The following is a 24,518-nucleotide window of genomic DNA, read 5'->3' on the forward strand; positions in this document are numbered from 1 at the left end:
GTGGTTTGTGCTGAAGAATTGGATGCGACAGCGATTGGATGAGTTTGAGAACTTTCGAGATTGTGTGGATGCTGCGTTCAAGCAATGTCCTAACGTATGCGCGTAGAGCTATAAGACAAAGATTGAAGCGGCGAGTCTTTGAACTTATCCAGATAGAGCCACCCCATAGTTTTCTAGGCCAGGTCTTTGATTACTTTATGATTGGCTTAATCATTTTGAATATCCTGGCCTTCACTTTTGAGACAGTAGACAGCGTTGCTCTAAACAATAGAACTTACTTTAACGACTTTGAATCGTTCTCAGCCATTATTTTCACGATTGAATACGGCCTGCGGCTTTGGACCTGTGATCTGATTCAGCCCAAGTTTAGAGCACCAGTTTTAGGTAGACTCAAGTTTGCGATGACGCCAATGGCAATTGTAGACTTCATTTCCATTTTGCCTTACTGGCTATTTTTCTTCTTTCACGACCTGGTTTTCATCAAATGGATTCACTTTTTACGGCTCGCTCGTTTACTTAAAATTGGGCGATATTCCGAGTCAATGCGAACCCTGGGTCACGTTCTGCAAGCCAAGGGTGGTGATCTATTAACGGCATTGTTTATGGTCTTCTTGCTACTGGTTATCTCCTCTAGCGCAATTTATTACACAGAGCGTGTGGCACAGCCTGACATCTTCTCCAGTATTCCAGCTTCCATGTGGTGGTCAGTGATTACCCTAACCAGTGTCGGCTACGGCGATGCTTACCCCGTCACACCTTTAGGCAGATTAATTGGAGGAATGATCGCCGTTTTAGGACTCGGGCTTGTAGCCTTACCCACTGGCATCTTGGCCTCTGGCTACACTGACGAGATTCGCAAAAAACGGATGCAACAACGAAGCAATTGTCCCCACTGCGGGGCTGACCTCAATTCAAAACCAGCCAGCCATTCTGTTTCCCTGCCGGAACATCACGAAGCCAGCAACGGTCGTTCTTAATTTAAATATGCTAGTCTAATGGGCTACAGAAAATAAATGACCATCAGTTCAGAGAACTGAATTTTTGAGCATTGTTGCTGATTGCATTGGCTGCTAGGGAATGAATCGGGGGAATCAGTCGCTTGGGTTTCTATCCTTAAAGGATGCCTTAAAGGCGCTCCATTTCAGGGTTAAGACCATTACCATCGCTGGATTCGTCGCCCGTTCACCCTGGCTGGTTGGCGGTAGTCTTGCACTCACTACGCTGCTACTTTGGTGGGCCTTGAGCAGCCGCGAGCAAGCTCAAATTCAGCAGATGGTGGCAATACGAACGAACGATGTCAAAAACGACATTAGCACCCAAACCGAGACCCGGATTCTAGCGCTGGGTCGCATGGCGAGCCGTTGGTCTCTGCGAGCAGAGCCGTCCAGAACCGAGTGGGAATCGGATGCCACTTTTTATCTTCAAGACTACGCTAGCTTTCGCACGATTGCCTGGGTTGATCCCTCAGCTCATATCCGTTGGATCGTGCCTTCAAATACCAATCATGTCGCCCTAGATTCAAATCTGAGCCAGGGCACTCAACCCTGGTTAAGGCCAGAGGTGGCAAGGGATCGCTTCCATGTCACAATTTTGCCCACCACTGAGATACAAGCTACTGCCAGCAAAGGTGACAAGGTATTTTTTGTTTATATTCCAATTTTGAAGGATCAAGAAATTGGCGGTTTTATCCGCAGCGAATTTCAGGTCCAGAAATTCTTTGACGCCATTCTGGCTAAAGATATTGAACCTGGTTATGGAATTGCCATTTTTGAGAATCAAACTAAAATTTACAGTTCGATTCAATCGGACCCATCATTAGAACAACAATGGGCGCAAACGGCAACCATCAAGCTTTATGGCACTTCCTGGCAAGTACGCGTTTGGCCAACTCCAAAATTACTTGCTAGGGCACAGTCACCCTTACCAGACGTAATCCTAGTGAGTGGCCTACTGATGGCTATCCTTTCTACGGCAATGGTTTACTTGGCTCAAGCTGCTCATCTACGGTTTAGGGAGGCTGAAGTTGCCAATCAAGAACTGGCACTCGAAATCGTGGGACGCCGACAGGCAGAAGCTCAGCTCAAAACCTCGCTAGGCGAAAAAGAGCTGTTACTGAAGGAAATTCACCATCGAGTTAAGAATAATTTGCAGGTGATTTACAGTCTCTTGCGAATGCAATCTCGTTTAGTTAAAGACCGGTCGATTCTAGAGATGCTTAAGGAGAGCCAAAACCGCGTTAAATCAATGGCTTTGATTCACGAGAAATTATATAAGTCGCAAGATTTAGCCAAAATCGACTTCGCAGAATATACCCGCAGTCTTGCCGCCAATTTGCTGAGTTCTTACGGCACCTCAGCCGATAAGATTAGCCTAGAAGTCAAAATTGAGGACGTCATTCTCGATATCAATACTGCAATTCCCTGCGGCCTAATCATCAACGAACTGATTTCCAACAGCCTCAAACATGCCTTTCCTAATAACAGACAGGGCCAGATTCAGATCCAGCTCTATGCCACCCACTCCGGCCAGTACGTTCTAATTGCACGCGACAATGGGATTGGTTTGCCGGAAAATTTCGATCTGGCCCAGACCAAAACTCTAGGCTTAAAACTCGTAAAAACTTTGGTCAGTCAGTTAGAAGGTACATTAGCAATCAGCAGTGACACTACAGAGTTCAAGATCACCTTTGGGGAGGCCCGCTCAGATGCAACAGCCTGAGGCAATCACCAAGATTCCAATCCTAGTCGTTGAAGACCAAAGCATTATTGCTGCTGACTTAACCGATTGCCTGGAGAATTTGGGCTATGAGCCTGCAGGCGTCGCCGTGTCGGGAGAGGAGGCAATTCAAAAAGTTGCTGAAACCCACCCAGCATTGGTTCTGATGGATATCCGGCTCAAAGGAGCGATGGATGGCGTTGAGGCTGCTGCTCAAATCTGGACCCAATTCCAGATCCCAGTCGTTTACACCACCGGTTACTCAGATCCGAACACGTTGGCCCGGGCTAAAGTCACTGGTTCCTTTGGCTATATTCTCAAACCCTTTGAGGAACGAGAGTTACATATTGCCATCGAAACTGCCCTACAAAGACATCAGTTAGAACGCAATCTGCGAGCTAGCCAAGAGTGGTTCGCCACCACTTTAGGCAGCATCGGCGATGCCGTTATCGCCACAGACACCCAGGGGTTGGTCCGTTTTCTCAATCCAATGGCTGAGGCGATGACCGGTTGGAGCCAAGCCGAAGCCCTAGGGACAGACTTATCCAAAGTTTTTCAAATTACAGACGAAACAACGGGAGCTTTCCTGCAAAATCCGGCCCTTGCGGTGTTGCACAAAGGAATTGCTACTTCCCTAGCTCAAGAACAGGTTGTGCTGATCTCTAGAGACAGTTTAAAGTTTTTGGTCAGTGCGAATGTTGCTCCCATCCGCAATCCTCAGGGCAGTATTACGGGTGTCGTTTTGGTATTTCAGGACGTCACCGACCGCCAGTCGGGGAGCAACCGTCTGGCCTTAGTGCGAACCAAATGGTTAGAAGCACAAATGGCCGAATTGCAACGATTGAATCAGCTCAAAGAGGATTTTCTCAACGCAGTTTCTAGTGAGCTGCGTGCTCCTTTAACTAATATCCGGGTCGCAACTCAGCTCTTAGAGCTAACCCTCGATCGCGCTGGCTTTTGGCATTCGCAGACCCCAGAAGCCAAGCTGGAATTCGAGCGAGTTAGACAGTACTTGCAGATTTTAAACAGCGAATGCAAACGGGAAATCGGTTTCGTCAATGATTTACTAGAAGTAACCCAGCTTGACCTAGAAGAAGATATTCTTCAACTCGATGTCATCTCTCTAGGGACCTGGCTACCAGAAATTGTGCGCAGCTTTCAAGCCCAAGCCCGGACTGGACGACAACACCTTAGACTTCACCTACCAGCTCAACCACCGTCACTAGTTTGCGATCTGATTAGTCTACGGCGAATTGTCACTGAGTTGCTCAATAACGCCTGTCGTTATACACCACCAGGAGAAACGATTACAGTCACAGCTCAAGTTCTTAATGGCCAGCTTGAATTGCAAGTCAGCAACTCTGGCGTAGAAATTGCCACTCAAGAACTGCCCCACCTTTTTGAAAAGTTCTACCGCAGTCCTAATACCACCGCTTATAAACCAGGAGGAACTGGCCTTGGCCTCGCCCTAATCCAAAAGCTAATAGCTCGTCTTGGTGGTTCTATTCAAGTTGAGAGCGCAGACAGGCAAACCCGCTTTATAGTTACCTTACCGCTACGGAACTCCATTTCTAACTGAGTCTCCATAGTTGACCCCCATAGTTCGTATAGGCATTTTCATAGGCAGATAGACATTTAACAATTGGAACTGCTTTATATCTGCGCCCTCCCCTCTAGTCATCGAGCCTCGTATGATCAGACAGTATGTACCGCGTTCCCTCCCCTGCCCCAACCCAACGCCTTAGCCTCCGCTTTGATGGGGGACGGCTGCTGCTGAGTTTGCCGCCTGGGGAAGCTCTACCGCCCGAGTTCGAGTCCCACTTTGTACCCGACCACCGCCTGCCGGGTTGCTGGAGTACCGAAGCCTTTCAGTACCGCACGGTTCGTGAGCAGTTGGGTGAAGCTCTCCTGGATGATGCAGCGCCTCTAGAAATTGCTCCTTTCAGCGTCGACCTCAGTGTTCTGCTGCCGACCGGGGCAACGCTGCACGCTTATCAAGAACGGGCCATTGATGCCTGGTGGCAAATGGGCGGTTGCGGTCTGGTGGTTGCGCCGACAGCAGCAGGAAAAACAGCGATTTTGGCAGCAGCGATTGATAAATGCCAGCAACAAACCCTGGTCATCGCTCCCACCATTCCCTTAGCGCAACAGCTCTATAGCCAGTTGCGGCAGGCTGCCGACGTGCCAGTCGGTCTATTTCTCACTCATACGAAGGACATCCAACCGATCACGGTTACGACCTACCACTCTGCCCCCTTCCTGCACCGTGAGCAAGGACGGCGCTGGGGGCTGATCGTGTTTGATGAAGTTCACCACTTGCCCGGTCCTAGCTTCCAGCTCGGTGCCCGCATGGCGGTTGCCCCTTACCGGCTAGGCGTCACGGCAACCCCTGAACGCGATCCTGAGCGTGCGGCGATTCTGCGAGAGTGCGTGGGGCCTGTCGCCTATAGCGTCACCCTGGCAGAGCTACAGGAAGTCGAAGCGATTGCCCCCTATTTGGTCTCACAAATCGAGGTAGACCTCACACCCGATGAGCGCCAGACCTACGACCAGTCCCAGCAACAGGTGAACCGCTTCATCGAGCACCACAACATTTCCCCCGATCGCAGCTTAGGCTACTTCGAACCGCTACGGCGTCTGTCTTGGAAATCCCAAGAAGGCAAAGGAGCTTTTCGGGCTTATCAAGAAATGCGGCGGGTGGCCGAGCGCTGCGAGCAGAAATGGGAGGTGTTGCGGCAACTTCTGCTCAAGCACGCCGACGAGAAGGTGATTATTTTCTGTCCCGGCAAAGCTGAGGCCTATCGCCTCAGTCAGGAATATCTGATTCCTGCGATTACGTCTGATTTTGCCACGCCAGCCAAGCGAGAGGAACTGCTAGACCTGTTTCGATATGGTGAAGTCAAAGCCCTAGCAGCTGTGGAGACCCTAGATGAAGGCGTCTCAATTCCTCAAGCTTCGGTGGCAATCTACTTGGCAGGCAGCGGGCAAAATCGACAAATGGTCCAGCGCTTGGGACGAGTGTTGCGCAAGGCTGAAGGTAAGGAAATGGCAATGTTCTACGAAATCATTGCCGCCGATACAGTAGAGGTCAAGAAGTCAGCTCGTCGCCGCCAGGGTTTAGGCGAAGACCAGCCCTTCCAGCCCAATCTGTTTTAGGCTTGATGGTTTTAGTCTTTACGGTTGCGGAAGGCTTGCCAGCCAGTGGTCAATCCTGCACCCATGCCTGCCATCAGTCCCATGCTCAAACCGCCAGCAACCCGATCAGAGCTAGGCGTCGTTAAGCAGGCAGTTGTGGCCCCTTGGTTGCAGAGAACAGTTTCGGCCATAACAGAGGTGGCACCAAGCCCCAGACCCGCACAGCTACAAACGAGGACCAGGATGAAGTAGCGATCGGTTTTCCAATTCATAAAAGTCTCCGGTGAGCATCTATCTAGAGAATGGACCTTTCCTTTAAGTACCCATTTCTAAGCTGATACTTTCACCACGTCAAGCCCGTTCCCGAAGCATTTGCTCCTTCATCCTCAGATCTCACCCGAGATTCTGAGGCTAAGCCTTAGACAATGGCAGTCTTAAGGTACACAGAACGGTAAAATGGGGTGCTGTTGACTCGCGCTCTGCGTGCAGTGCAGGAATCCGGCGAGCGCTCTCACACACGACCTTCAGAAGGCAAGACATGATCTCCAGCAACGATTTTCGACCTGGTGTCGCCATCGAACTCGACGGCAGCGTGTGGCGCGTCGTTGAGTTTTTGCACGTCAAGCCCGGTAAAGGGTCAGCTTTTGTGCGCACGAAACTCAAAAATGCTGAATCTGGAAGCACGATGGAGCGGACTTTCCGCGCAGGGGAAACAGTTCCTCAGGCCAACCTGGATAAGCGTTCGATGCAGCACACCTACAAGCAGGGCGAAGATTACATCTTCATGGACATGGAGACCTACGAAGAGGCGACCCTCACTGCTGCCCAGATTGGGGACCGGGTGAAGTATCTCAAGGAAGGCATGGAAGTCAACGTCTTGCGTTGGACCCAGAACAATAAAGTGCTGGATGTGGAATTACCCAACTCAGTCACGCTAGAAGTCACGCAAGCTGACCCAGGTGTTAAGGGCGATACTGCAACGGGTGGTACCAAACCTGCCATTGTGGAAACAGGGGCTCAGGTGATGGTTCCTTTATTTATTAGTGTGGGCGAGCGGATTCGCGTCGACACACGCACTGATGCTTACCTCGGTCGCGAGTAGGCAACGGTTAGCAAATCTGGGACATCTGAGGCTGCGAATGTTGGGGTGTGAGTGAGGAGAGCAGGCACGTCTCGTGGAGCTATCGTTAGAAGAACTTTGCCAGTTGATCACAGTCCTCAATCAGACAGACATTACTGAGCTGACCCTGGAGTCTGAGGATCTACGGCTCTCAATTCACAAGGGAACAGGTCAAACCCTTGCAGCGGTTGCTGCGGCTCCCACGGGTAGCGCGGCTAGCCCACCGCCTCAACCTATGGTGGCTCCAACGGCTGCAACAGAGCCACCGTTGCCCCCTCGCAATCTTGTCGACATTACCTCTCCTATGGTGGGGACGTTTTATCGAGCACCGGGGCCTGATGATCCAGCTTTTGTGGGGCCAGGAGACACCATTCGGCGAGGCCAAACAGTTTGTATCATCGAGGCCATGAAGCTGATGAACGAGCTAGAGGCCGAAGTTGCTGGGCAAGTCGTCGAAATCCTAGTTGAAAACGCTCAGCCAGTCGAATACGGTCAGGTCCTGATGCGTGTCGATCCAAGCTAATCGTCCTGCAAGACACAGGGGATTAGTAGGAAACAATTGTCTTAGTCCTATGAACAATCTCCTAGGGGTAATGGGATGTCGGTGGGTGAATACAAACCTGGGCTAGAGGGGGTTCCTGCAACCCGTTCCAACATCAGCTATGTAGATGGCCAAGTTGGCCTGCTGGAATACCGGGGCATGCAGATCGAGGACCTGGCCCAGCAGAGCAGTTTTTTGGAGACGGCTTACTTACTGATCTTTGGTCGGCTGCCCCCCGCAGGTGAGTTGAAGGACTTTGAGCAAAAAATTCAGATCCACCGACGCCTCAAGTACCGCATCCGGGACATGATCAAGTGTTTCCCAGAGAGCGGTCACCCGATGGATGCCCTGCAAGCCTGTGTAGCTGCGTTGGGGCTGTTCTATCCACTCAACTCCAATCTGCAAGACCCCGAATATATTTGGGGGGCGGCAGTGCGCTTGCTGGCGAAGGTGCCAACTATGGTGGCGGCCTTTCAGCTCATGCGTCAGGGGAACGACCCAGTTCAGCCCCGCGATGATCTAGGTTATTCCGCCAATTTTCTGTACATGCTCAATGAGAGAGAGCCGGACCCCTTAGCGGCGCACGTCTTTGATGTCTGTCTCATCCTCCACGCCGAACACACGGTTAATGCCTCTACTTTTTCAGCCTTGGTGACGGCCTCTACCCTGACCGACCCCTATACGGTCATTGCCTCGGCCATCGGCACGCTAGGGGGACCACTGCATGGTGGCGCCAACGAGCGGGTCATGCAAATGCTGGCAGAGATTGGATCCGTTGAGAATGTGCGTCCCTGGCTGGACCGTCAGCTAGAACGCAAAGGGCGGATTATGGGCTTTGGTCACCGTGTCTACAAAGTCAAAGACCCACGGGCAACCATCCTGCAAGGATTGGCAGAGCAGCTATTTGAGCGCTTTGGCCACAACCAGGCTTACGATATTGCGCTGGCCCTAGAACAAGCAGTGGAAGAGCGCTTAAGCGAGAAGGGCATTTATCCTAATGTGGATTTCTATTCAGGTCTGGTCTACGACAAGTTAGGCATTCCAACTGATTTGTTCACTCCCATTTTTGCGATTGCTCGAGTTGCTGGTTGGCTGGCCCATTGGCGCGAACAGCTCTCTGACAATCGGCTATTTCGACCCACTCAGGTTTACACTGGGGAGCACAAAATTCCCTATGTTCCCATCGAAGCTCGCAGTTAAGTTGGGACTTGCAGCTAGCTCACCTAGGCTGCTTGGTTCTGCATAAACCTGTCGGTTCTTACGCAATAGAAGTATGTTTTTGGAGGCTTCGGCAGTATTGCTTGAGTTGCCTAAAGGTCCTCATTTCAGCTTTTGAGCCATCGAGCTAGGAGCTAAGAGTGCCTCTAGGCCAAGCGGCTCACTTCCTTCATCTGAGGGATTGCTTGAGTAGTGCTTGTTTCTATATTGATTTGAGCTAATGAGCAGGTTGAGGTTTGGCAATGGCAAAGTATGATGCGGCAACGAGAGAGATCCTAATGTGGGGCATTGGGGGGCTAGTGGCGGCTAGTCTAGTGGGTTGGGCTTGGAGTTCTGAGCAGCAAGATCCGATTCAGCGGGCTAAACCGACTAGCCTTGAACAGGTCAAGTAGCAGAGCTTGTGCAACTTGCCTGTAGAGCTTTGGGCGGTTCTCTAAGCACTCAGCTATGGCTCTAGCACGATGGTTGATCGGGCAACTCCCAGTTGTCCGACCGAAACTACCGGCAGGAGTATTTCGATTCTGCGACCTATCACGGTAGCGTGGTAGGAGTTGCTTAAACTGAGTATCTTTGACTGCTTCTCTTAACCAGCGCATCCGCAACTTTTATGACGCCTCCTCGGGCCTCTGGGAGCAGGTCTGGGGCGAACATATGCACCACGGCTACTATGCTCCTGGTGAGGACTCTGCGCGCAAGAACCGCGTCACAGCTCAGATTGATTTAGTTGAAGAGCTACTGCGTTGGGCGCAGCTTGAGCAGGCTAATCAAGCTCTGGACGTGGGCTGTGGTATTGGTGGCAGTTCTCGTTTGCTGGCGCAGCGCTATGGTGCTCAAGTGGTAGGGATTACCTTGAGCCCTGTTCAGGCACAACGAGCCACTGAGCGTTCAGACTCTATCGGCTTAACGGCTCAAACTCAGTTCCAGGTAGCAGATGCCCTAGCCATGCCGTTTGCTGATGGGCAGTTTGACTTGGTCTGGTCTTTAGAGAGCGGTGAGCATATGCCGGACAAAAAGACCTTTTTACAGGAGTGCTACCGCGTGCTCAAGCCAGGGGGCAAGCTCATGCTAGCGACTTGGTGCCATCGCCAATTAGGACCAGGCTTTGCCCCCCTCAGCGCAGACGAGCAGCAACATCTAGCAGATATCTATCGGGTGTATTGTCTGCCCTACATGATCTCGTTAGCTGAGTATGAGCAAATCGCTCAAGGACTTGGCTTTACTGCAATTCGCACCGACGATTGGTCTGAACGAGTGGCACCGTTTTGGGATTTGGTGATTGACTCCGCACTAGATCCCCGCAATCTACTGAGACTGCTAACTTCCGGCTGGAACACAGTAGAAGCAGCCTTGGCCTTGCCGTTAATGTCTCGGGGCTACCGACGGGGCTTAGTAAAGTTTGGCGTCCTTTGCGCATCTCGATAAGCGGTTGGAGAGTTCCTTCCTGCGCAACTAGCTATGTTAGATAAATTCAACACGCTTTGGAAATTTGCCCGTCCCCATACAGTAATTGGCACCAGCATCAGCCTACTGGGGCTGTACTTGTTGGCGCTAGGCGCAATCTGGCGCACTCAAGTCTTCTGGCTTACGGTGCCTACATTGCTCTGGGCTTTAGCAGCCTGTTTGGCAGCCAATGTCTACATTGTCGGTCTCAATCAGTTAGAAGATGTTGCGATTGACCAGGTCAACAAACCTCATCTGCCCCTAGCCTCTGGCGAACTCTCACGAACTGAAGGGCGCGTGATTGTGTTTTTGACCGGGGTGACAGCGGTGGCAATAGCAACCGCTTATTGGCCGGAGAGCCCTTTTTTGTTGGTCACAGTTGTGCTTAGCTTGCTCATTGGTACAGCCTATTCGCTGCCACCAATCCGGCTCAAGCGCTTTCCACTCCCAGCATCATTGTGCATTTTCACCGTCAGGGGCTTGGTGGTAAATATAGGGCTGTTTGCTCACTTCGATCAGGTAATTAACGGGGTCCCCTCACGCATACAACTCAACCTGTCGCCGGAGTTATGGGCTCTCTCCTTGTTTGTGTTAGTGATGACACTGGTAGTCGCCATTTTTAAAGACATCCCAGACATAGAAGGCGACCGCAAATACAACATTTCCACCTTTACATTGCGCTTGGGAGCGAAGACTATTTTCAATTTATCGCGCTGGTTGCTGGTTGCTTGCTATGGCTTAATGGCGCTTTTTGGCTGGCTGCTACCTAACGCGAATCCACAGGTGCTGATCACTTCCCACCTGCTCGCGTTAGGGTTCATGCTATTCGAGAGCCTACGCGTTAATCTAGCTGACCCCAAAACCATCGCTGATTTTTATCAATTTATCTGGCGCCTGTTCTATATTGAGTATTTGATTTTTCCTCTAGCTTGCTTGCTTAGATGATGTCTAAAGACTGCTGTTAGATTCTGAACAATTTAGAGCAAAAATTTTTTGCTAAAAACTGGGGAGGCTAACCGGTTCAATCTGCCCTCCCCACTGATTCGATGGCTCCAAATCGCTAGCAAAGCTAACGAGATCAAAATTCCTCAATCAGCTCACGCAGCCCTGCCAAAATGGGATTAGGCTGGATGCTCTCGTGTTCATTCTCAAGTTTTTGAGCTGCAGGGGCCTCTGGAGCCACTTGCGTTTGTTGGTCTAAACGCTCAACTAAGACTTGCAACTGGACCAGCCGTTGCTCAACGGTGCTGAAGTGCTCAGTGAGGAAAGGTAGAGTGGATTCCTCTCCCTCATTTGCCTCTTCGGCTGTAGCTGACTGCTGCTCTAGCCGCTCAACAAGAGATTGCACCTGCGATAGCTTTTGCTCCAAACTGCCAAAGTGCTGGCTCAAGCTCTCTTGCAAAGGCGACAAGTCGAGGGCTAGAGCTGCCCCAGCCGTCACTGGAACAGGCATCTCTAGCGCTGGCACCTCTGTAGCTTCTGGTGCCGGCGGGGCTAGAAAATCTTCTAAGGCTTGTTTGCACAGAGCCCCAAAGCTGGGATACTTGCCAATTCGCACCAGACGCTCAGCTTTAGTCAGCAGGGCTTGATCGGCTGTGGCCTCGGTAAAGACAACCGTCTTAGTTTTTTCTCTAGGAGCAGGCATAGGGCTTCAGGAAACAGAAGTGCTTAAGGGTTGGATCTGGGCCGCGCCATAAAGCCATTGGCCCAACGCATTAGCTAGGCGTGAGGGTTGAGCCAGATGGGTAGTCAGTCCCGCTTCCGAGAGCAAAGGTTTGAGGCTCTCGGCAAAAAACTCACCACCGCCGCCGCTCAAGATGACATCAGTGGCCCGCTCGGGTAGCCAATCCAGCAATCGATTGGACAAAGTGCGAGCAAAACTCTTTTGCAACGCAGGCAAAATTTCATTCAGGTCGGTCCGTTGACGCGCCCCCCGAGGCCGATAGAAACGTTCACCAGTAGGAGCACAGACCGCTTGAATCAGCGAGAGCGATTGACTATCAGCGCCCTCAATTTGGCTTGCAACCTGCTCGTAAAACTGGCTCATTGCCACTTGCAAGCTTTGAGAAGCGCCTCGGGCGAATCGGAAGCGATCCACCATCAAAAAATCAGTCGTTTGATGGCCAATATCAACAATCGCCACTGCTAAGCGCGCAAAGCTAGGGCTACCGTTTTTATGCGTCATCGACTGCGATTGGCACCAGAGCAAACTGCCGTAGCCTTCCGGTACAACCCAGACATTCTTGACGCTTACACTGAGTGGCTCGCCCCGGAACCTTAAGCTGTGGGAGCTACGCAGTAGCGCCATGAGTTGAAATTTCTCGCGCTCGAATTGCTCTTGAGTGTGATAGGGAATGCCAATCACAATATTGCAATCTGAGTTCAAGCCAAAATAACCGATACAAGCCAGAACTTTGACTAGGGCGTCGTCAACTTTGGACTGGCCAACTCCGAGATTCGCTCCTAAATCAGCTGCTAGTTGACCAATCGCATAACCCTGGCCCTGGTACTCCAACCACAGATCAACCAATCGGTCAGTCAGACCGCTTAAGCCGCTGCCTCGACGAACTTGGTCGACATCTAGATGGGCAACATTAGCCGGAATTAAAATGACCTGGTCAGGATCGGAGCTAGTACAGGCTTTAGTAGAGGTACGTCCGAGGTCAATACTCAAGACAGTTTCAGGCTGTTGCACACTCATCGGGGAACACTCGCCGCGACACCCTCATGATGCACTATTCGGGTCCCTAGACAAAGCACTAATAACGAGGAGTTGAAGACATTTACTAACCAGCCAGTTAAGCCTCTGATTAAGACAGATGTGACTTCAGGCGTGTCACCAGATAATTAATTAATTGTTGATTGCCAAGCGGGCTCAAATGGATATGATCCCGGTACAAACGGTTTGGCTCTGGCTCTGAGTTAAAAATAGGTAGAAAATCGAGAAAACTGATCCCCAACATGTCTACAAGCTCAGCTAAGCGCTCCCGTGCCTTTAACTCATAATCGCGTGGGCCGGGTTGACCTAATTCCCGTAACAAGGGAGTCATCACCAACAAGAAGTTAGCGGGTGCTTGCTGCACAATTGCCTCAATTGCACTCAAGTTGAAACCCACCCGATCACCTGGTTCTTTATAAAGCAGGCTCAGATCTACCTTAGCCTTAGGTTTAAGCAAGTACCGGCTCCATAGCTCAGCTACAGCCGCAGGCGGACGGCGAGCTGGATAGTTACGGTCGTTACCAACGATTAGTGGGGAGGGCTGAATACCGAACAGGTCATCGGTGTTAATGACCAAAATCAGCATATCTGCCTCAAAGGTTCCGAAGCGCTGTAGATAAGCCAGTTCGTTGCGCGGTCCCCAGGAGTTAGCGGAGGCATTGAGAACCTCAACGGGCTGAGCGGTAAGCGGCTGAAGTTGTGTCCGCAACAGCTCCGAGAGAATGTTGGGTTGGTCAGTCCACCAGTTACCGTTAATGATTGAGTCACCCAACATCAGGAGGCGCAGAGTCCCGGCTGGTTTAGAGGGGCTGATGGGACCACCTCGCATCGAGTACTGATTGATCTCAATCCGTGCCCCTGAGCGCTTTACCTTCTGGTTGGGAGCCAGCAAATAACCAATCTTCTCATCGGCTAGATAAATCAGGGGATTACCCAAACCCAGTTGACGCAGACCGGCTTCTAGCAAGCCAAGCAGAACTAGAGGGCTTAGGGCCAGTAGCAGTTGAAGGGACAGCATGAATAGGGGGGCAAGGACAACAGATAACCTCTGTGTAGTCCTAACCTATACACAGGGCGATAGGCCACTGGTCGCCAAACTGGTCGTCAAAACGGCTAAGACTCACTCAACCATGCGCAATGACTGTTCGACAGGGTCAGCCGCAACCAGAACTGAGCTGGCTTCTGCGTAAAGTTGCTGCATTCGGCATTGAAGTTCTTGGGTCAACTGGAGCGCTTTGGCCTTCGGTGAACCGTTCAAATAGTCCTTCACGGGTAAAGCTGAGCCAATCGTGACTGACACTTGGGTTCCCCAATGGGGCACCGGATCGCTGTAGTGGATTGCTAGGGGTACGACTTGTACTTCTGCCCCAGCTTGAAGGGCCAAACGAGCCAGCCCAGGTTTGAGAGGGTTAATTTGACGATCACGAAAGATATTACCTTCGGGAAAAATTACCAGTATCTCCCCTTGCTGAAGTAGCTCAACCCCGTGACGCAGACTGGTAATTCCGGGTTTGGCAGTGTCGATGGCAAAGCCGCCCATACGACGCATAAACCAACCCTGCACCCCGGTGATTTCATCCATTGACACCATGAAACGTAGGTGCCGCCCCGTTATATCCCAACCCGCCACGTATGGCACGATCAGTGCATCCCAGCGGGAAGAATGGTTGGGAGCCAAAATCACCGGTCCTGTGCGCGGTAAATTCTCTTGCCCCCGAACCGCAATCTGCCGGAAGTGATTGGGCAGCAGCAGATGTCGACCTAGCGGATACAGGACGCGGGATAACCAGGGCGACGGCGGCGAAGACTGCAACACAGAAGCAGAATGGGAAGTCAGCACAGACATGGGCACGAGAAGCTCTTCGAGTCCAGCCTAGTGAGCAGTCTTCATCAGTCCATCGGCCAACAGGACACTCCCTAAAGTGTCCTGAGTAACAAAGCTTAGAACCGAGACTACCCGAGCTCAGGACCTAGGCGGCGCAGCCACTTGTCTCAGCCCACCCCTTCGGGCAATTGCACAGTTGTCACATCAAGGGTTTGCCGGCGATTGTCCCGCTCGATCTCAAAGCGCACCCGTTCTCCAACCTTGTGACGCCCCACTAATGCCTGGACAGCTGAGCCGTCGCGGACTTCTTTGCCATCCACTTTGAGGATTACATCGCCAACGGTTACGCCAGCTTTCTGAGCCGGAGAACCAGGCTCTACCCGCACAACCAAAACACCTTGGTCACGGGTGACCTTACCAATTTCAGGCTGGGGATTGGCTTTGAGCTCCTCAACTAGATCGGGAGAGAGGGTCTGCATGGCAATCCCAACGAAGGGACGAACGACCTTGCCCGAGCTCAGCAGTTGGTCGGTGATCACTCTGGCCTCGCTAATGGGAATGGCAAAGCCAATGCCTTCAGCGCCTTGAATGATCGCTGTGTTGATGCCCACCACTTCACCATTCACGTTGAGCAAAGGCCCCCCTGAGTTACCAGGGTTGATCGCAGCATCGGTTTGGATAAAGTCAACGCGCTTGTCCATGACGCGTACCTCGCTGCTGGTACGCCCTAGGGCACTGATAATCCCCACTGTCACCGAGTTGTTGAGCCCTAGCGGATTGCCCAGCGCAATCACCCATTCTCCAGGACGCAACTTTTCTGAGTTGCCCAGTTGAACGGTAGGCAGCTCAGCCTTAGCATCCACTTTGACCACAGCTAGGTCTGTCAGTTCATCGCGTCCCCTAATGGTCCCCACTAACCTACGTCCGTCCGAAAGCGTTACTCCTACCTGCTCAGCACCTTCGACCACATGAGCATTGGTGATGATCAACCCACTTTTGTCGATTACAAAGCCGGACCCAGAGCCGCGCTGCAGTCGATCCTGTGGGGTATCACCAAAAAAGCGTTTGAAGAAGGGGTCGTTTTCGATGCCCGGCGGCAGGTTGCGTCGGCTGCTGACACGTGCTTCAGTGTCGATTCGGACTACGGCAGGTGCTGCTTTCTCAGCAGCATCGGCGATGAAATTTAGCACAAAGCTTTTCACCGAGCTGGGTGCAGCCGTGACGGTATCTTGGGTAGAAGCTTCAGGTCGTTCTGGCGGGGCTGTTGGTGCTGAAGCCTGCTTAGCAGTACATCCCAAACTGAAGATCGCAACGAGCAGCGCCACTAGCAGACGTCGGCACAGGGTTGGGAGAAAGTTCATACCGGGTACGCCAGAACTAAGGATGTGCAGTTTTACCCATTATGAAGCGAACGCAATTGGGCAAACCAGTCTTTGAGCATCTGACGGCACTCAGGTTCGCGTACCCCCGCGATTACTTTGAGTCTGTGAAAGGAGCAGGGACTATCGGGCAAATTCAGTACTGAGCGGATTGCGCCCGTTTTAGGATCACTAGCTCCGTAAACGAGCAGCCCTAGCCGAGCCTGAATGATCGCCCCAGCGCACATGGGACAGGGCTCCAAGGTCACGTAGAGGCGACATTGGTTGAGATGCCAGTCTCCCAAATACCGCACAGCCGCCCGGATCGCCAGCATTTCGGCGTGGGCAGTGGGGTCCTGGTCGCGTTCTTTACGGTTATGGCCTGAGCCAACAACCTGCCCCTGAGGAGCAACAACAATGGCACCGACCGGAATTTCACCCACAGCCCCTGCTTCTAGGGCCAATAACCTAGCTTGGTCCATCCAGTATTCGTGCTCGGCTGCCTGCTCAGAAGTTAGCTGAGTGCCTTGGGCCTCTCGCTCAATCACAGCTCAACCTGCAGCCTGAGCCAGCAGCGGATCCAGACCTCCCTGAAGGTCTAGAGCATACAAATCGTCACAGCCGCCAAGATGCTGCTTGTTAACAAAAACCTGCGGAACAGAGCGACGGCCTCCAGCCCGTTCGGCCATGCCAGCGCGAGCAGTCTCATTGCCGTCGATTTTGTACTCGGTGTAGTCCACCCCCTTCCACCAAAGCAACAACTTAGCTCGGATGCAGTAGGGACAAGTCTGCCAGGTGTAAATCTCAACGCGAGCTTTGACCTTACTAGGGTCGCGGCCCAAGAGTGGATTGAGAAAGTCCAACATAGAGGCTAACGAGGAAAAGGGAACGCAGCAAATGCACTTAATCCCGTCAGCAACAGGGCAAGCGCAACCGCTAACAGCTTCAGCATATCGGACGAAGGCTCGGACGAAGATTTGGTTAGCCGGTCTAGCAGTAACACTAGACTACCCAGCAGCATCAAGCCCCCCAAAATTGCCATAGCTCCTGCCCCCCAGGCCAACAACAGCCAGCTCAATTCCTGCATAACCAAAACGCTGCTAAGCTCAGAGACTGGTCATTAAACGCAAACAAACGTACAGATTTGCTGAAATCACCTCAACAAACCCTAGATAAACAGGGTTGAACAGCAGCGGGAAGATAGCTTCCAGTCGTTCAATCCGCTATCGTATTGCGTTTGTATTGCAGATGTACGGCGAATGCATTGCAAATGTTATTTTCAACAGATTTCGTGATTCAAATCTTAACGAACAGACGAGTAGCACAGTCAGCATGGGGCGTCCGTATCGTCTGGTAGACTGAGGAACTGAAAATAGCCTTATGTTAAGCGGTTTGTAGAAGGAGGACGCGTCGCCTGTGGATAGCTCACTCGGCCTGGAGATCATAGAGGTAGTTGAGCAGGCAGCCATCGCTTCCGCTCGTTGGATGGGAAAAGGCGAAAAGAATACCGCCGATGAAGTCGCGGTTGAGGCCATGCGGGAACGCATGAACAAAATACACATGCGGGGCCGAATTGTAATCGGTGAAGGCGAACGTGACGAAGCCCCCATGCTCTACATCGGCGAAGAAGTGGGCATCTGCACTCGTGAAGATGCCTCCCAATTTTGTAACCCCGATGAACTCGTTGAAATTGATATCGCCGTAGACCCTTGCGAAGGCACCAACCTGGTGGCTTACGGTCAGAACGGCTCAATGGCGGTGCTGGCTATCTCTGAAAAAGGCGGTCTGTTCGCAGCCCCCGACTTCTATATGAAGAAGCTAGCAGCTCCAGCGGTTGCCCAAGGCCATGTCGATATCAACAAATCTGCAACTGAGAACCTCAAAATCATCTCAGAATGCATGAACCGTTCCATTGAGGAACTAGTGGTGGTCGTCATGGACCGCCCACGCCACAAAGAGCTGATCAATGAGATCCGTGCCGCTGGGGCCCGGGTTCGTCTCATCAGCGACGGTGACGTGTCAGCCGCGATCTCTTGCGCCTTCTCCGGCACTAACATCCATGCGCTCATGGGTATCGGTGCCGCACCTGAGGGGGTGATCTCAGCAGCAGCCATGCGTTGCCTGGGTGGTCACTTCCAAGGTCAGCTGATCTATGACCCCGAGGTCGTTAAGACTGGCTTAATTGGAGAAAGTCGCGAAGGCAACCTTGCTCGCCTCAAGGAAATGGGCATTGATGACCCAGATCGGGTTTATAACGCTGATGAACTTGCCTCGGGCAAAGATGTTTTGTTTGCCGCCTGCGGCATTACGCCAGGTACACTAATGGAGGGAGTTCGCTTCTTTGCGGGGGGTTCACGAACCCAATCACTGATTATCTCTAGTCAGTCTAAAACAGCACGTTTTGTGGATACCATCCACATGTTCGCAGAACCCAAGGCCTTGCAACTGCGCTAGGTTTTTGTCAGACGTGGGGAGAACCTAAGTTCTCCCCAACGATTCAAGGCTCATCCTCAAAATATCTTTTTTGAATTGCAACCCATCGAGTCTTAATCTGAGTTTCAGCACTGTGTTTGGGTACTTTGTAACCAACACCATCAAGAAGCTCGGTGGGGCTGATAAAAGTTAGGGAGTCAGCATGAATATTGCGGTGGTGGGGCTTAGCCACAAGACAGCCCCTGTGGAAATCCGTGAGAAGCTCAGCATTCCCTCCGCCCAAGTCGGAGAGGCGACCGCTCAGCTACGCAGCTACCCACACGTTGATGAAGTAGCGATTCTGAGTACCTGTAACCGGATGGAGCTTTACCTCGTCGTCAATGAGACCGAGGGAGGCATTCGGGAAGTTACGCAATTTCTATCTGAATCCAGCCGTATCCCGCTGCACCTACTCCGCCACCACCTGTTTATCCTGCTGCACCAGGACGCTGTTATGCACCTGATGCGGGTGGCGGCAGGGCTAGATTCGCTGGTTTTGGGGGAAGGTCAAATCCTCTCTCAGGTCAAACACACGCACAAGTTAGGCCAGCAGCATAGCGGTACGGGTCCAATTCTCAACCGACTGCTCAAGCAGTCTATCTCGGCGGGCAAGCGAGTGCGCACAGAGACCAGCATCGGCACGGGGGCGGTTTCAATTAGCTCTGCTGCAGTTGAGCTGGCTCAAATCAAGGCGCAAACCTTGGGCGACAAGCGCATCACTATTGTGGGCGCAGGCAAGATGTCGCGCCTTCTGGTACAGCACTTGTTGGCCAAGGGTGCCGAGCGAATTTGCATTTTGAACCGCTCGCTAGAGCGAGCCCGAGAGCTGGTATCTCAGTTTGGCGATGCAGACCTTCAGATCGAACCTCTAGACAGTTTGTCTAAGGTTTTGGTCCAGTCTGATCTAGTCTTTACCAGTACTGCCGCCAACGAGCCCCTGCTCTACCGCGACAACCTAGAACCGATTGTGAGTGAGCGCTCTGACTCCTGCGGTGGCTTGCCCCTGCTCGTGTTCGATATCTCGGTGCCCCGCAACGTTCACGCCAATGTGAACGAGCTGGCCCCCGTTCAGGCCTTCGATGTCGATGACCTAGAAGCGGTAGTTGCCCAGAACCAAGAGAGCCGTCGGGCGATGGCCTTCGAAGCCGAGAATTTACTCGAAGAAGAAGTGCTGGGCTTTGACGAGTGGTGGCGCTCGCTGGAAACAGTTCCTACGATCAGCTGCCTGCGCGCCAAGATCGAGGGCATTCGGGAGCAGGAACTCGAAAAGGCACTTTCCCGTCTGGGCACCGAGTTTGCTGAGAAGCATCAGGAAGTGATCGAAGCCCTAACCCGTGGCATCGTCAACAAGATCCTGCATGACCCAATGGTGCAATTGCGCGCTCAGCAGGATATTGAGGCACGCCGTCGTGCTATGCAAACTCTGCATCTCCTGTTCAATCTGGAGACGCTGGGAAGTATGGTGAAGCACAACACCTAACGGGTTGGTTTGGAGGGGTAAAGCCTTGGTCCGCTTCGCAGTTCTCGCCCGCCTTGGTTTAAGCTCGCCAGTCAACACGTGTAGGTCTATGGCCAGTCGGCAATGGTACGTAGCAGCGCTGATCTCAGTGCTGCTTGGCCTTAGTTCTAGCCAGCCTGCACGGGCTCAGAACACCCCTGCCTATCCTCGGGAGCTAGCCACAGCCAGCGCACGGCAGCAGCAACGGCAGCAGCAAGAGCGCCAGATTCGCCCTGAAAGTTACGATCTCCGATCTAATCCCGTTACGGATGCCAACGAGGGGTATTGGCGGAACCTGCTGTGGACAACGGCAGTAGTTGAACCTCAGGAGCCTTACGTTGCTGAAGCTCTAAGTGGCATTCTCAGCTTGGCGTTGCGCCCTGTCTCCGCTGGGCAAGCGCGAACTGTAACGGCGGCGTTGCGAGTCGCGAATCAGCTTTACCAGAAGGATCCACAGACCTACGCTCCGGTAGGAGCGCAACTCCGTCAGATCATTAATTGGAGCCCCAAATCAGATTGGGTAGCACTGGCTCTGTCAGCGCTAGCCGATGCTCCTTGTCAAGACGCATTCTGTAATCCGGCGGCTTTAGCTGCAACTGCCCGACAGCGCTTCCCGAATTGGGCCAATGACCTGGCCTTGCAGACCACGCTCAGAGACTTGGATCAGCAGATCCGTCCTCAGCCTCTGCCACCGCTAGCCGACTTGCTGGCTTACCAAATTGCGCCTGGCGAATTGCAACTTTATGTTCTTTGTCGGCCCAATCGAGCGGTGGCCTGCACTACGCTCCTTAAAGATCGCACTGGGCAATTCGTACGCGATAACAATAATCAGCTTTGGAGTGTGCCGCTTCTCACTCGTTCACTGCACGACCTGCGCTGGAATTTTACGCGGGGTAATACTCCTCTCGGCATCCACCGCATCGAGAGCACAGTGGAGCGAACTGACCCCAAGTTTTTCAGAGCTTTTGGTCAATTTCCTTTGGTCCAATTGTTCGTTCCCTTTGAGAATGGGGTTAAAGCTTTTCTGCCCGGTCAACCCGGAGCCTTTACTGGTTCGCTACAAGCTTATACTGCTCTTTTACCGCCTTCCTGGCGGAATTATTCACCAATTCAGCAGAGCTATTGGGCAGGCCGTTTAGGTCGCAGTCTGTTCCGCATTCACGGCACTGGTGATGCACCTAGCTTTTTCAGTGGCTCCCAACGCAATCTAGATACTCGTGATTGGAGCTTAGCTATTGGTTGCCTGTCAGTCCGGGAACTCTATGACGAGACAGGAGCCCTCCAGCAAGCGGATATGCCCCGAATTCTCAATGCCCTTGCCCAAGCTGGGGGTACGAATTTCACGGGCTATTTGATTGCAGTTGAGTTACCCGATGCTGGATCCAGCAATCAGCCCGTTTCTTTAAACGACCTAGCTACTGTGGTGGCTCATGTTGAGAACCAGCGCAATCCAGTGAGCTTCGTAAAGTGAGCGTTGCAGAGGGCAGCAAAATCTAGGGCGATAAGCGAGCTTTTTTGAGGCGGGTTGCTTCGTACCAGGCCGCGATATCCGGCACCCAAGCTTGAAAGTGAGGCCACATGAGTTCGCACAGTTTCTGCGCTTCTAGTTGAGCATCAGCTTTCCAACGCAGATCGAGCAGGTGCATAAATGAGCGCACATTGGCAGATAAAACCCAATGCTGGCGCACATCGAAAGGAATCAAACCTCGTGCATGTTCTTCTGAAAACCCTAACTCGATTTTTCCTTGATAGCGTTTGCAGGCTTCCCAGCACCATTGCAAATCTCTAGCGCGTTCTTCAGCATCATAGAAATACTTTTTGCCTTGGCGGTCGGCGTAAGCTCCGACGGGACGCAGGTAAAACACTTCCTCGATCTCACGATTACCTGTCACTACGTCTAAAATACGTTGCCCCGTGTAGCGTCCAGATTGAACATCGAAACTCACGCCCACCCGATGAGTTCGAATTTGTTGCATTGTGCTGTGAGGAAACCAACCGCAATTCAGCACAATTTGTGGATGTTCGAGTGGTCCAAAATGGCCTCGATTTGCAGACAAAAGACGTTTGATAACGACCTCACCACACTTCTGTTCATCCGGCCATTGCTGCCGCTCAGACCAGACAAATTCCTCAGAGTAATCTTGGTGCATTGCTGCATAAATCACCTGCTGGGGATTGGGAGTTTGGGCAATGACCTCAACAGTAAACCGATCCATAAGAAGTGTGATGGGAATGCTAGGCTTTCGAGCCAGGGTGGCAGCTGAGTTTTTGATTTTAAGCGTTACTGTTACAAAGCGAAAGTAGCGAATCAAATCTTAAGCTTCAGCTCAGAGTCTGCTCGTGACGAGTCTAAGTGCCTGTGGCACTCTTGAGACGTACACCTCTTCAAATTAGGCATTGCATTTAGATGGGCAACGCGTCCTATGCAGAGTTCGTTGCTGACCTTGTTCAGAGCACCCGTCGTCGGGAAGACGCATTACCCCTGGTAGATGAGACCTGCCGCTCTCGATTGCGGCTACACCCCACCAAACCCGCCAGAGTTATCGTGTTCTTCCACGGCTTCACAGCAGCTCCCGATCAGTTCGATCCAATGGGCGAAATACTGTATCGCCTAGGCTATAACGTCGTCTCGCCTCTGATGCCAGGGCACGGACAAGCAGGCAACTGGAGCGCCGACCAACCGCCGCCTTTGCCAGAAAGCCCGATGCTCTACAAAAAATTTGCCCTCGACTGGCTAGATCGGTCGCAAGTTTTGGGCGATCAGATGATCGTGTGTGGATTATCCGGTGGCGGCACTCTGGCTGGCTGGCTGGCCTATGCGCGGGCTAACCAACTTGACCGCGCCATGCTGTATGCACCGTATCTGGGAGCCAGCATGAAGGTGATCGATCTGATCATGGGCGTTTCTAAACGGGCCAATCCCTTCTATGTTTCTTGGCCCAAAGTCGAGAACCAAGCCCCAGCCAATAATACGGCTCGCTACAGCTATCCTGGCTTTCGTTTAGGCGCGCTCCAAGCATTCTTAGACCTGGGCCGCGAAGTGCTCGAATTGGCGCAGAGACAAGCAGGTGCGCCCCTGTTTATTGTCTCTAGTGAGAGCGACAAAGCCGTGAGTAACACCGACCACAAGATTCTGTTTGAGCGAGCCGTAAAACGTAATCCCCGCAGTTGGTATATACGCTTTGACCGCGTATTAGACATTCCCCATGCCATGATGCGGCAGGTGGACGGCAACCAATGGGAGAATCTCTTGATTGGCCTGACCCGCGCCTATCTTGAAAGCGATTTTACCTGGAAAGAGCTGGGGGATCTAGCCGTGGCTATGACCAAAGGCAAAACAGTAAATCAGGCCCTAACTCAGTTTGGGTGGACCCAGCGCGCTACGCCCAATCTGCCGATTATGCTGACCATGATGGACAAGCGCAGCCTGGTCGAAGAGCGCAACGCCAGCCGTCCGCAGCAGTTTAATCGCGGGCGCTAGTCGTGCTCGTTAACGCCGATTAAACTCAATTCAGCTTGAGTTCACCCCGGTGTAAAACGAGTCCCATAAGTTGCGGAGAAGCTACCTCGACAAAGGGGAAAGGGGGTAGTTAAATATGGAGTCATTGCGCGGATTGCTGGGCAGTGCAATGTAAGGTGTGAGGACGCGAGGCTTGAGGTGTGAACTGAGTTTATGACCAGCGTGTCTTTGTTTGAAGCTGGGGCGCCTCGCACGCACGAGGTCTTGGGCCTACCCGTCCACATCCTGCCAGATTATCCAGCTTGGCTAGCTGAGCAGGTAGCACGGGGCCAAGGCACCCAAGTAGTGACTCTGAACGCAGAAATGGCAATCCAGGGCGAGCGTAACGCTCCCTTAGCTGACATCATTCATCAGGCCGAGCTGGTGGTTCCTGATGGATCGGGTGTCGTTCTCTACTTGCGTAGCCGAGGGTTGAAAGTTCAGCGTTGCCCTGGAATTGAATTAGCCGAGGCTCTAATTCAGCAGGCTCATCTACGTGGCTGGCGTGTGCTGCTGTACGGCGGCGGCCCCGGCGTCACTACCTCTGTGGCAGAGCGCTGGCAATCGCAATACCCAGGTGTGAATATTGTGGGGGCTTGGCACGGTTATCTTGCGGCAGAGGAAATCGCCGCCCTCAGCGAGACAATCCAGCGTCAGTCTCCCCAGTTGGTTCTGGTGGGTCTAGGCGTTCCCCGCCAGGAATTCTGGATTGCGGAGCACCGCCATTTGTGCCCTAGTGCAACCTGGATCGGTGTGGGGGGAAGCTTTGATATCTGGGCCGGAACCAAGACAAGGGCACCCCGTTGGTTGAGAGAAAACCACCTTGAATGGGTCTATCGACTTTACAAAGAACCCTGGCGCTGGCGACGGATGCTGGCATTGCCACTGTTTGCTTGGCGGGCAATTTGCACGCTAGCCAGCAATCAGAGATAAGGCAACCAGAGCCAATTTTGGGCGGTGCATCGGTGATTTTCTTGA

Annotated in this window: 25 protein-coding genes and 1 pseudogene; 16 read left to right on the top strand and 10 right to left on the bottom strand. The window is 52.4% G+C overall.

Annotated features, from left to right (window positions below; translation table 11 throughout):
• The 5 genes and pseudogenes from H6F94_RS14510 to H6F94_RS14530 form a co-directional block, all read left to right on the top strand.
• Positions 1 to 106: pseudogene (locus H6F94_RS14510) on the top strand (IS630 family transposase); the annotation flags it as partial.
• Positions 69 to 977 carry an ion transporter gene (locus tag H6F94_RS14515; protein ID WP_277878088.1) on the top strand — a complete coding sequence of 303 codons (909 nt, stop codon included), beginning with the start codon at positions 69 to 71 and terminating at the stop codon, positions 975 to 977. The pseudogene H6F94_RS14510 and the gene H6F94_RS14515, both read left to right, overlap by 38 nt.
• Before the next feature lie 100 nt (positions 978 to 1,077).
• Positions 1,078 to 2,718, top strand: a complete 1,641-nt coding sequence (locus H6F94_RS14520; protein WP_190802963.1) for a histidine kinase dimerization/phosphoacceptor domain -containing protein — start codon at positions 1,078 to 1,080, stop codon at positions 2,716 to 2,718.
• Entirely contained in the window at positions 2,705 to 4,294 is a 1,590-nt protein-coding gene (locus H6F94_RS14525; protein WP_190802964.1) for a hybrid sensor histidine kinase/response regulator, read from the top strand. Before H6F94_RS14520 ends, H6F94_RS14525 begins: the two co-directional genes overlap by 14 nt.
• Before the next feature lie 125 nt (positions 4,295 to 4,419).
• Positions 4,420 to 5,871 carry a DEAD/DEAH box helicase gene (locus H6F94_RS14530; protein ID WP_190802965.1) on the top strand — a complete coding sequence of 484 codons (1,452 nt, stop codon included), beginning with the start codon at positions 4,420 to 4,422 and terminating at the stop codon, positions 5,869 to 5,871.
• A gap of 11 nt (positions 5,872 to 5,882) precedes the next feature.
• On the opposite strand, the gene H6F94_RS14535 is transcribed toward H6F94_RS14530, so the two are convergent.
• Complete coding sequence (locus H6F94_RS14535) at positions 5,883 to 6,122, bottom strand: hypothetical protein (RefSeq protein ID WP_190802966.1); 240 nt, start codon at positions 6,120 to 6,122, stop codon at positions 5,883 to 5,885.
• Between the two features lie 266 nt (positions 6,123 to 6,388).
• Here H6F94_RS14535 and efp point away from each other — a divergent pair, with 266 nt between their 5' ends.
• The 6 genes from efp to H6F94_RS14565 all read left to right on the top strand — a co-directional run bounded on the left by efp (position 6,389) and on the right by H6F94_RS14565 (position 11,114).
• A complete protein-coding gene (efp, locus tag H6F94_RS14540) occupies positions 6,389 to 6,952 on the top strand; it encodes an elongation factor P (RefSeq protein WP_190802967.1) in 564 nt (187 codons plus the stop codon).
• 73 nt (positions 6,953 to 7,025) lie between these two features.
• On the top strand, positions 7,026 to 7,493 hold the full coding sequence (accB, locus tag H6F94_RS14545; protein WP_190802968.1) for an acetyl-CoA carboxylase biotin carboxyl carrier protein: 468 nt from the start codon (positions 7,026 to 7,028) through the stop codon (positions 7,491 to 7,493).
• Positions 7,494 to 7,568: 75 nt separating this feature from the next.
• Entirely contained in the window at positions 7,569 to 8,711 is a 1,143-nt protein-coding gene (locus tag H6F94_RS14550; protein WP_190802969.1) for a citrate synthase, read from the top strand.
• 260 nt (positions 8,712 to 8,971) lie between these two features.
• Entirely contained in the window at positions 8,972 to 9,121 is a 150-nt protein-coding gene (locus tag H6F94_RS14555; RefSeq protein ID WP_190802970.1) for a hypothetical protein, read from the top strand.
• A gap of 178 nt (positions 9,122 to 9,299) precedes the next feature.
• Positions 9,300 to 10,151 carry a methyltransferase domain-containing protein gene (locus tag H6F94_RS14560; RefSeq protein WP_190802971.1) on the top strand — a complete coding sequence of 284 codons (852 nt, stop codon included), beginning with the start codon at positions 9,300 to 9,302 and terminating at the stop codon, positions 10,149 to 10,151.
• A gap of 33 nt (positions 10,152 to 10,184) precedes the next feature.
• Complete coding sequence (locus H6F94_RS14565) at positions 10,185 to 11,114, top strand: homogentisate phytyltransferase (protein ID WP_190802972.1); 930 nt, start codon at positions 10,185 to 10,187, stop codon at positions 11,112 to 11,114.
• A 133-nt stretch (positions 11,115 to 11,247) separates the two neighbouring features.
• On the opposite strand, the gene H6F94_RS14570 is transcribed toward H6F94_RS14565, so the two are convergent.
• The 8 genes from H6F94_RS14570 to H6F94_RS14605 all read right to left on the bottom strand — a co-directional run bounded on the left by H6F94_RS14570 (position 11,248) and on the right by H6F94_RS14605 (position 17,158).
• The gene (locus tag H6F94_RS14570; protein ID WP_190802973.1) at positions 11,248 to 11,814 is read right to left on the bottom strand and encodes a hypothetical protein; all 567 of its coding nucleotides are present in this window, start codon (positions 11,812 to 11,814) and stop codon (positions 11,248 to 11,250) included.
• 6 nt (positions 11,815 to 11,820) lie between these two features.
• On the bottom strand, positions 11,821 to 12,870 hold the full coding sequence (gene fcmB, locus H6F94_RS14575; RefSeq protein WP_190802974.1) for a filament morphology actin-like protein FcmB: 1,050 nt from the start codon (positions 12,868 to 12,870) through the stop codon (positions 11,821 to 11,823).
• A 109-nt stretch (positions 12,871 to 12,979) separates the two neighbouring features.
• Positions 12,980 to 13,906, bottom strand: coding sequence for an SGNH/GDSL hydrolase family protein (locus H6F94_RS14580; RefSeq protein ID WP_190802975.1), 927 nt, complete (start codon positions 13,904 to 13,906; stop codon positions 12,980 to 12,982).
• Positions 13,907 to 14,008: 102 nt separating this feature from the next.
• A complete protein-coding gene (locus tag H6F94_RS14585; protein ID WP_190802976.1) occupies positions 14,009 to 14,734 on the bottom strand; it encodes a lysophospholipid acyltransferase family protein in 726 nt (241 codons plus the stop codon).
• 146 nt (positions 14,735 to 14,880) lie between these two features.
• Positions 14,881 to 16,074 (bottom strand): HhoA/HhoB/HtrA family serine endopeptidase, encoded by a 1,194-nt coding sequence (locus H6F94_RS14590; RefSeq protein ID WP_190802977.1) that lies wholly within the window; start codon positions 16,072 to 16,074, stop codon positions 14,881 to 14,883.
• A 32-nt stretch (positions 16,075 to 16,106) separates the two neighbouring features.
• Positions 16,107 to 16,619 (bottom strand): tRNA adenosine(34) deaminase TadA, encoded by a 513-nt coding sequence (gene tadA / locus H6F94_RS14595; protein WP_396426434.1) that lies wholly within the window; start codon positions 16,617 to 16,619, stop codon positions 16,107 to 16,109.
• Between the two features lie 3 nt (positions 16,620 to 16,622).
• The gene (grxC, locus tag H6F94_RS14600; protein WP_190802978.1) at positions 16,623 to 16,937 is read right to left on the bottom strand and encodes a glutaredoxin 3; all 315 of its coding nucleotides are present in this window, start codon (positions 16,935 to 16,937) and stop codon (positions 16,623 to 16,625) included.
• A gap of 5 nt (positions 16,938 to 16,942) precedes the next feature.
• Entirely contained in the window at positions 16,943 to 17,158 is a 216-nt protein-coding gene (locus H6F94_RS14605) for a hypothetical protein (RefSeq protein ID WP_190802979.1), read from the bottom strand.
• Positions 17,159 to 17,487: 329 nt separating this feature from the next.
• Here H6F94_RS14605 and glpX point away from each other — a divergent pair, with 329 nt between their 5' ends.
• The 3 genes from glpX to H6F94_RS14620 all read left to right on the top strand — a co-directional run bounded on the left by glpX (position 17,488) and on the right by H6F94_RS14620 (position 21,512).
• The gene (gene glpX / locus H6F94_RS14610) at positions 17,488 to 18,525 is read left to right on the top strand and encodes a class II fructose-bisphosphatase (RefSeq protein WP_190802980.1); all 1,038 of its coding nucleotides are present in this window, start codon (positions 17,488 to 17,490) and stop codon (positions 18,523 to 18,525) included.
• 181 nt (positions 18,526 to 18,706) lie between these two features.
• Positions 18,707 to 20,023 (top strand): glutamyl-tRNA reductase, encoded by a 1,317-nt coding sequence (locus H6F94_RS14615; protein WP_190802981.1) that lies wholly within the window; start codon positions 18,707 to 18,709, stop codon positions 20,021 to 20,023.
• Between the two features lie 88 nt (positions 20,024 to 20,111).
• Positions 20,112 to 21,512: a hypothetical protein gene (locus H6F94_RS14620; RefSeq protein ID WP_190802982.1), complete on the top strand. Its 1,401-nt coding sequence runs from the start codon at positions 20,112 to 20,114 to the stop codon at positions 21,510 to 21,512.
• Between the two features lie 22 nt (positions 21,513 to 21,534).
• Here the strand turns inward: H6F94_RS14620 and thyX are convergent, their stop codons facing one another.
• Positions 21,535 to 22,257 carry an FAD-dependent thymidylate synthase gene (gene thyX / locus H6F94_RS14625; RefSeq protein ID WP_190802983.1) on the bottom strand — a complete coding sequence of 241 codons (723 nt, stop codon included), beginning with the start codon at positions 22,255 to 22,257 and terminating at the stop codon, positions 21,535 to 21,537.
• A 191-nt stretch (positions 22,258 to 22,448) separates the two neighbouring features.
• Between thyX and H6F94_RS14630 the strand changes: the two genes are divergently transcribed.
• Positions 22,449 to 23,522: an alpha/beta hydrolase gene (locus H6F94_RS14630; RefSeq protein WP_190802984.1), complete on the top strand. Its 1,074-nt coding sequence runs from the start codon at positions 22,449 to 22,451 to the stop codon at positions 23,520 to 23,522.
• A 192-nt stretch (positions 23,523 to 23,714) separates the two neighbouring features.
• Positions 23,715 to 24,473 carry a WecB/TagA/CpsF family glycosyltransferase gene (locus H6F94_RS14635; RefSeq protein WP_190802985.1) on the top strand — a complete coding sequence of 253 codons (759 nt, stop codon included), beginning with the start codon at positions 23,715 to 23,717 and terminating at the stop codon, positions 24,471 to 24,473.
• The last annotated feature ends 45 nt before the right edge of the window (positions 24,474 to 24,518 follow it).

Origin of the sequence: Leptolyngbya sp. FACHB-261 (assembly GCF_014696065.1) — a bacterium.
Classification (GTDB): Bacteria; Cyanobacteriota; Cyanobacteriia; order FACHB-261; family FACHB-261; genus FACHB-261.

What these genes read in the sequence shown, in the direction of transcription:
- H6F94_RS14515 (WP_277878088.1), top strand. Translation starts at nt 69, where the DNA reads ATGCTGCGTTCAAGCAATGTCCTAACGTATGCGCGTAGAGCTATAAGA.
- H6F94_RS14520 (WP_190802963.1), top strand. Translation starts at nt 1,078, where the DNA reads ATGAATCGGGGGAATCAGTCGCTTGGGTTTCTATCCTTAAAGGATGCC.
- H6F94_RS14525 (WP_190802964.1), top strand. Translation starts at nt 2,705, where the DNA reads ATGCAACAGCCTGAGGCAATCACCAAGATTCCAATCCTAGTCGTTGAA.
- H6F94_RS14530 (WP_190802965.1), top strand. Translation starts at nt 4,420, where the DNA reads ATGTACCGCGTTCCCTCCCCTGCCCCAACCCAACGCCTTAGCCTCCGC.
- H6F94_RS14535 (WP_190802966.1), bottom strand. Translation starts at nt 6,122, where the DNA reads ATGAATTGGAAAACCGATCGCTACTTCATCCTGGTCCTCGTTTGTAGC.
- efp (WP_190802967.1), top strand. Translation starts at nt 6,389, where the DNA reads ATGATCTCCAGCAACGATTTTCGACCTGGTGTCGCCATCGAACTCGAC.
- H6F94_RS14550 (WP_190802969.1), top strand. Translation starts at nt 7,569, where the DNA reads ATGTCGGTGGGTGAATACAAACCTGGGCTAGAGGGGGTTCCTGCAACC.
- H6F94_RS14555 (WP_190802970.1), top strand. Translation starts at nt 8,972, where the DNA reads ATGGCAAAGTATGATGCGGCAACGAGAGAGATCCTAATGTGGGGCATT.
- H6F94_RS14565 (WP_190802972.1), top strand. Translation starts at nt 10,185, where the DNA reads ATGTTAGATAAATTCAACACGCTTTGGAAATTTGCCCGTCCCCATACA.
- H6F94_RS14570 (WP_190802973.1), bottom strand. Translation starts at nt 11,814, where the DNA reads ATGCCTGCTCCTAGAGAAAAAACTAAGACGGTTGTCTTTACCGAGGCC.
- fcmB (WP_190802974.1), bottom strand. Translation starts at nt 12,870, where the DNA reads ATGAGTGTGCAACAGCCTGAAACTGTCTTGAGTATTGACCTCGGACGT.
- H6F94_RS14580 (WP_190802975.1), bottom strand. Translation starts at nt 13,906, where the DNA reads ATGCTGTCCCTTCAACTGCTACTGGCCCTAAGCCCTCTAGTTCTGCTT.
- H6F94_RS14585 (WP_190802976.1), bottom strand. Translation starts at nt 14,734, where the DNA reads ATGTCTGTGCTGACTTCCCATTCTGCTTCTGTGTTGCAGTCTTCGCCG.
- H6F94_RS14590 (WP_190802977.1), bottom strand. Translation starts at nt 16,074, where the DNA reads ATGAACTTTCTCCCAACCCTGTGCCGACGTCTGCTAGTGGCGCTGCTC.
- grxC (WP_190802978.1), bottom strand. Translation starts at nt 16,937, where the DNA reads ATGTTGGACTTTCTCAATCCACTCTTGGGCCGCGACCCTAGTAAGGTC.
- H6F94_RS14605 (WP_190802979.1), bottom strand. Translation starts at nt 17,158, where the DNA reads ATGCAGGAATTGAGCTGGCTGTTGTTGGCCTGGGGGGCAGGAGCTATG.
- H6F94_RS14615 (WP_190802981.1), top strand. Translation starts at nt 18,707, where the DNA reads ATGAATATTGCGGTGGTGGGGCTTAGCCACAAGACAGCCCCTGTGGAA.
- H6F94_RS14620 (WP_190802982.1), top strand. Translation starts at nt 20,112, where the DNA reads ATGGCCAGTCGGCAATGGTACGTAGCAGCGCTGATCTCAGTGCTGCTT.
- thyX (WP_190802983.1), bottom strand. Translation starts at nt 22,257, where the DNA reads ATGGATCGGTTTACTGTTGAGGTCATTGCCCAAACTCCCAATCCCCAG.
- H6F94_RS14630 (WP_190802984.1), top strand. Translation starts at nt 22,449, where the DNA reads ATGGGCAACGCGTCCTATGCAGAGTTCGTTGCTGACCTTGTTCAGAGC.
- H6F94_RS14635 (WP_190802985.1), top strand. Translation starts at nt 23,715, where the DNA reads ATGACCAGCGTGTCTTTGTTTGAAGCTGGGGCGCCTCGCACGCACGAG.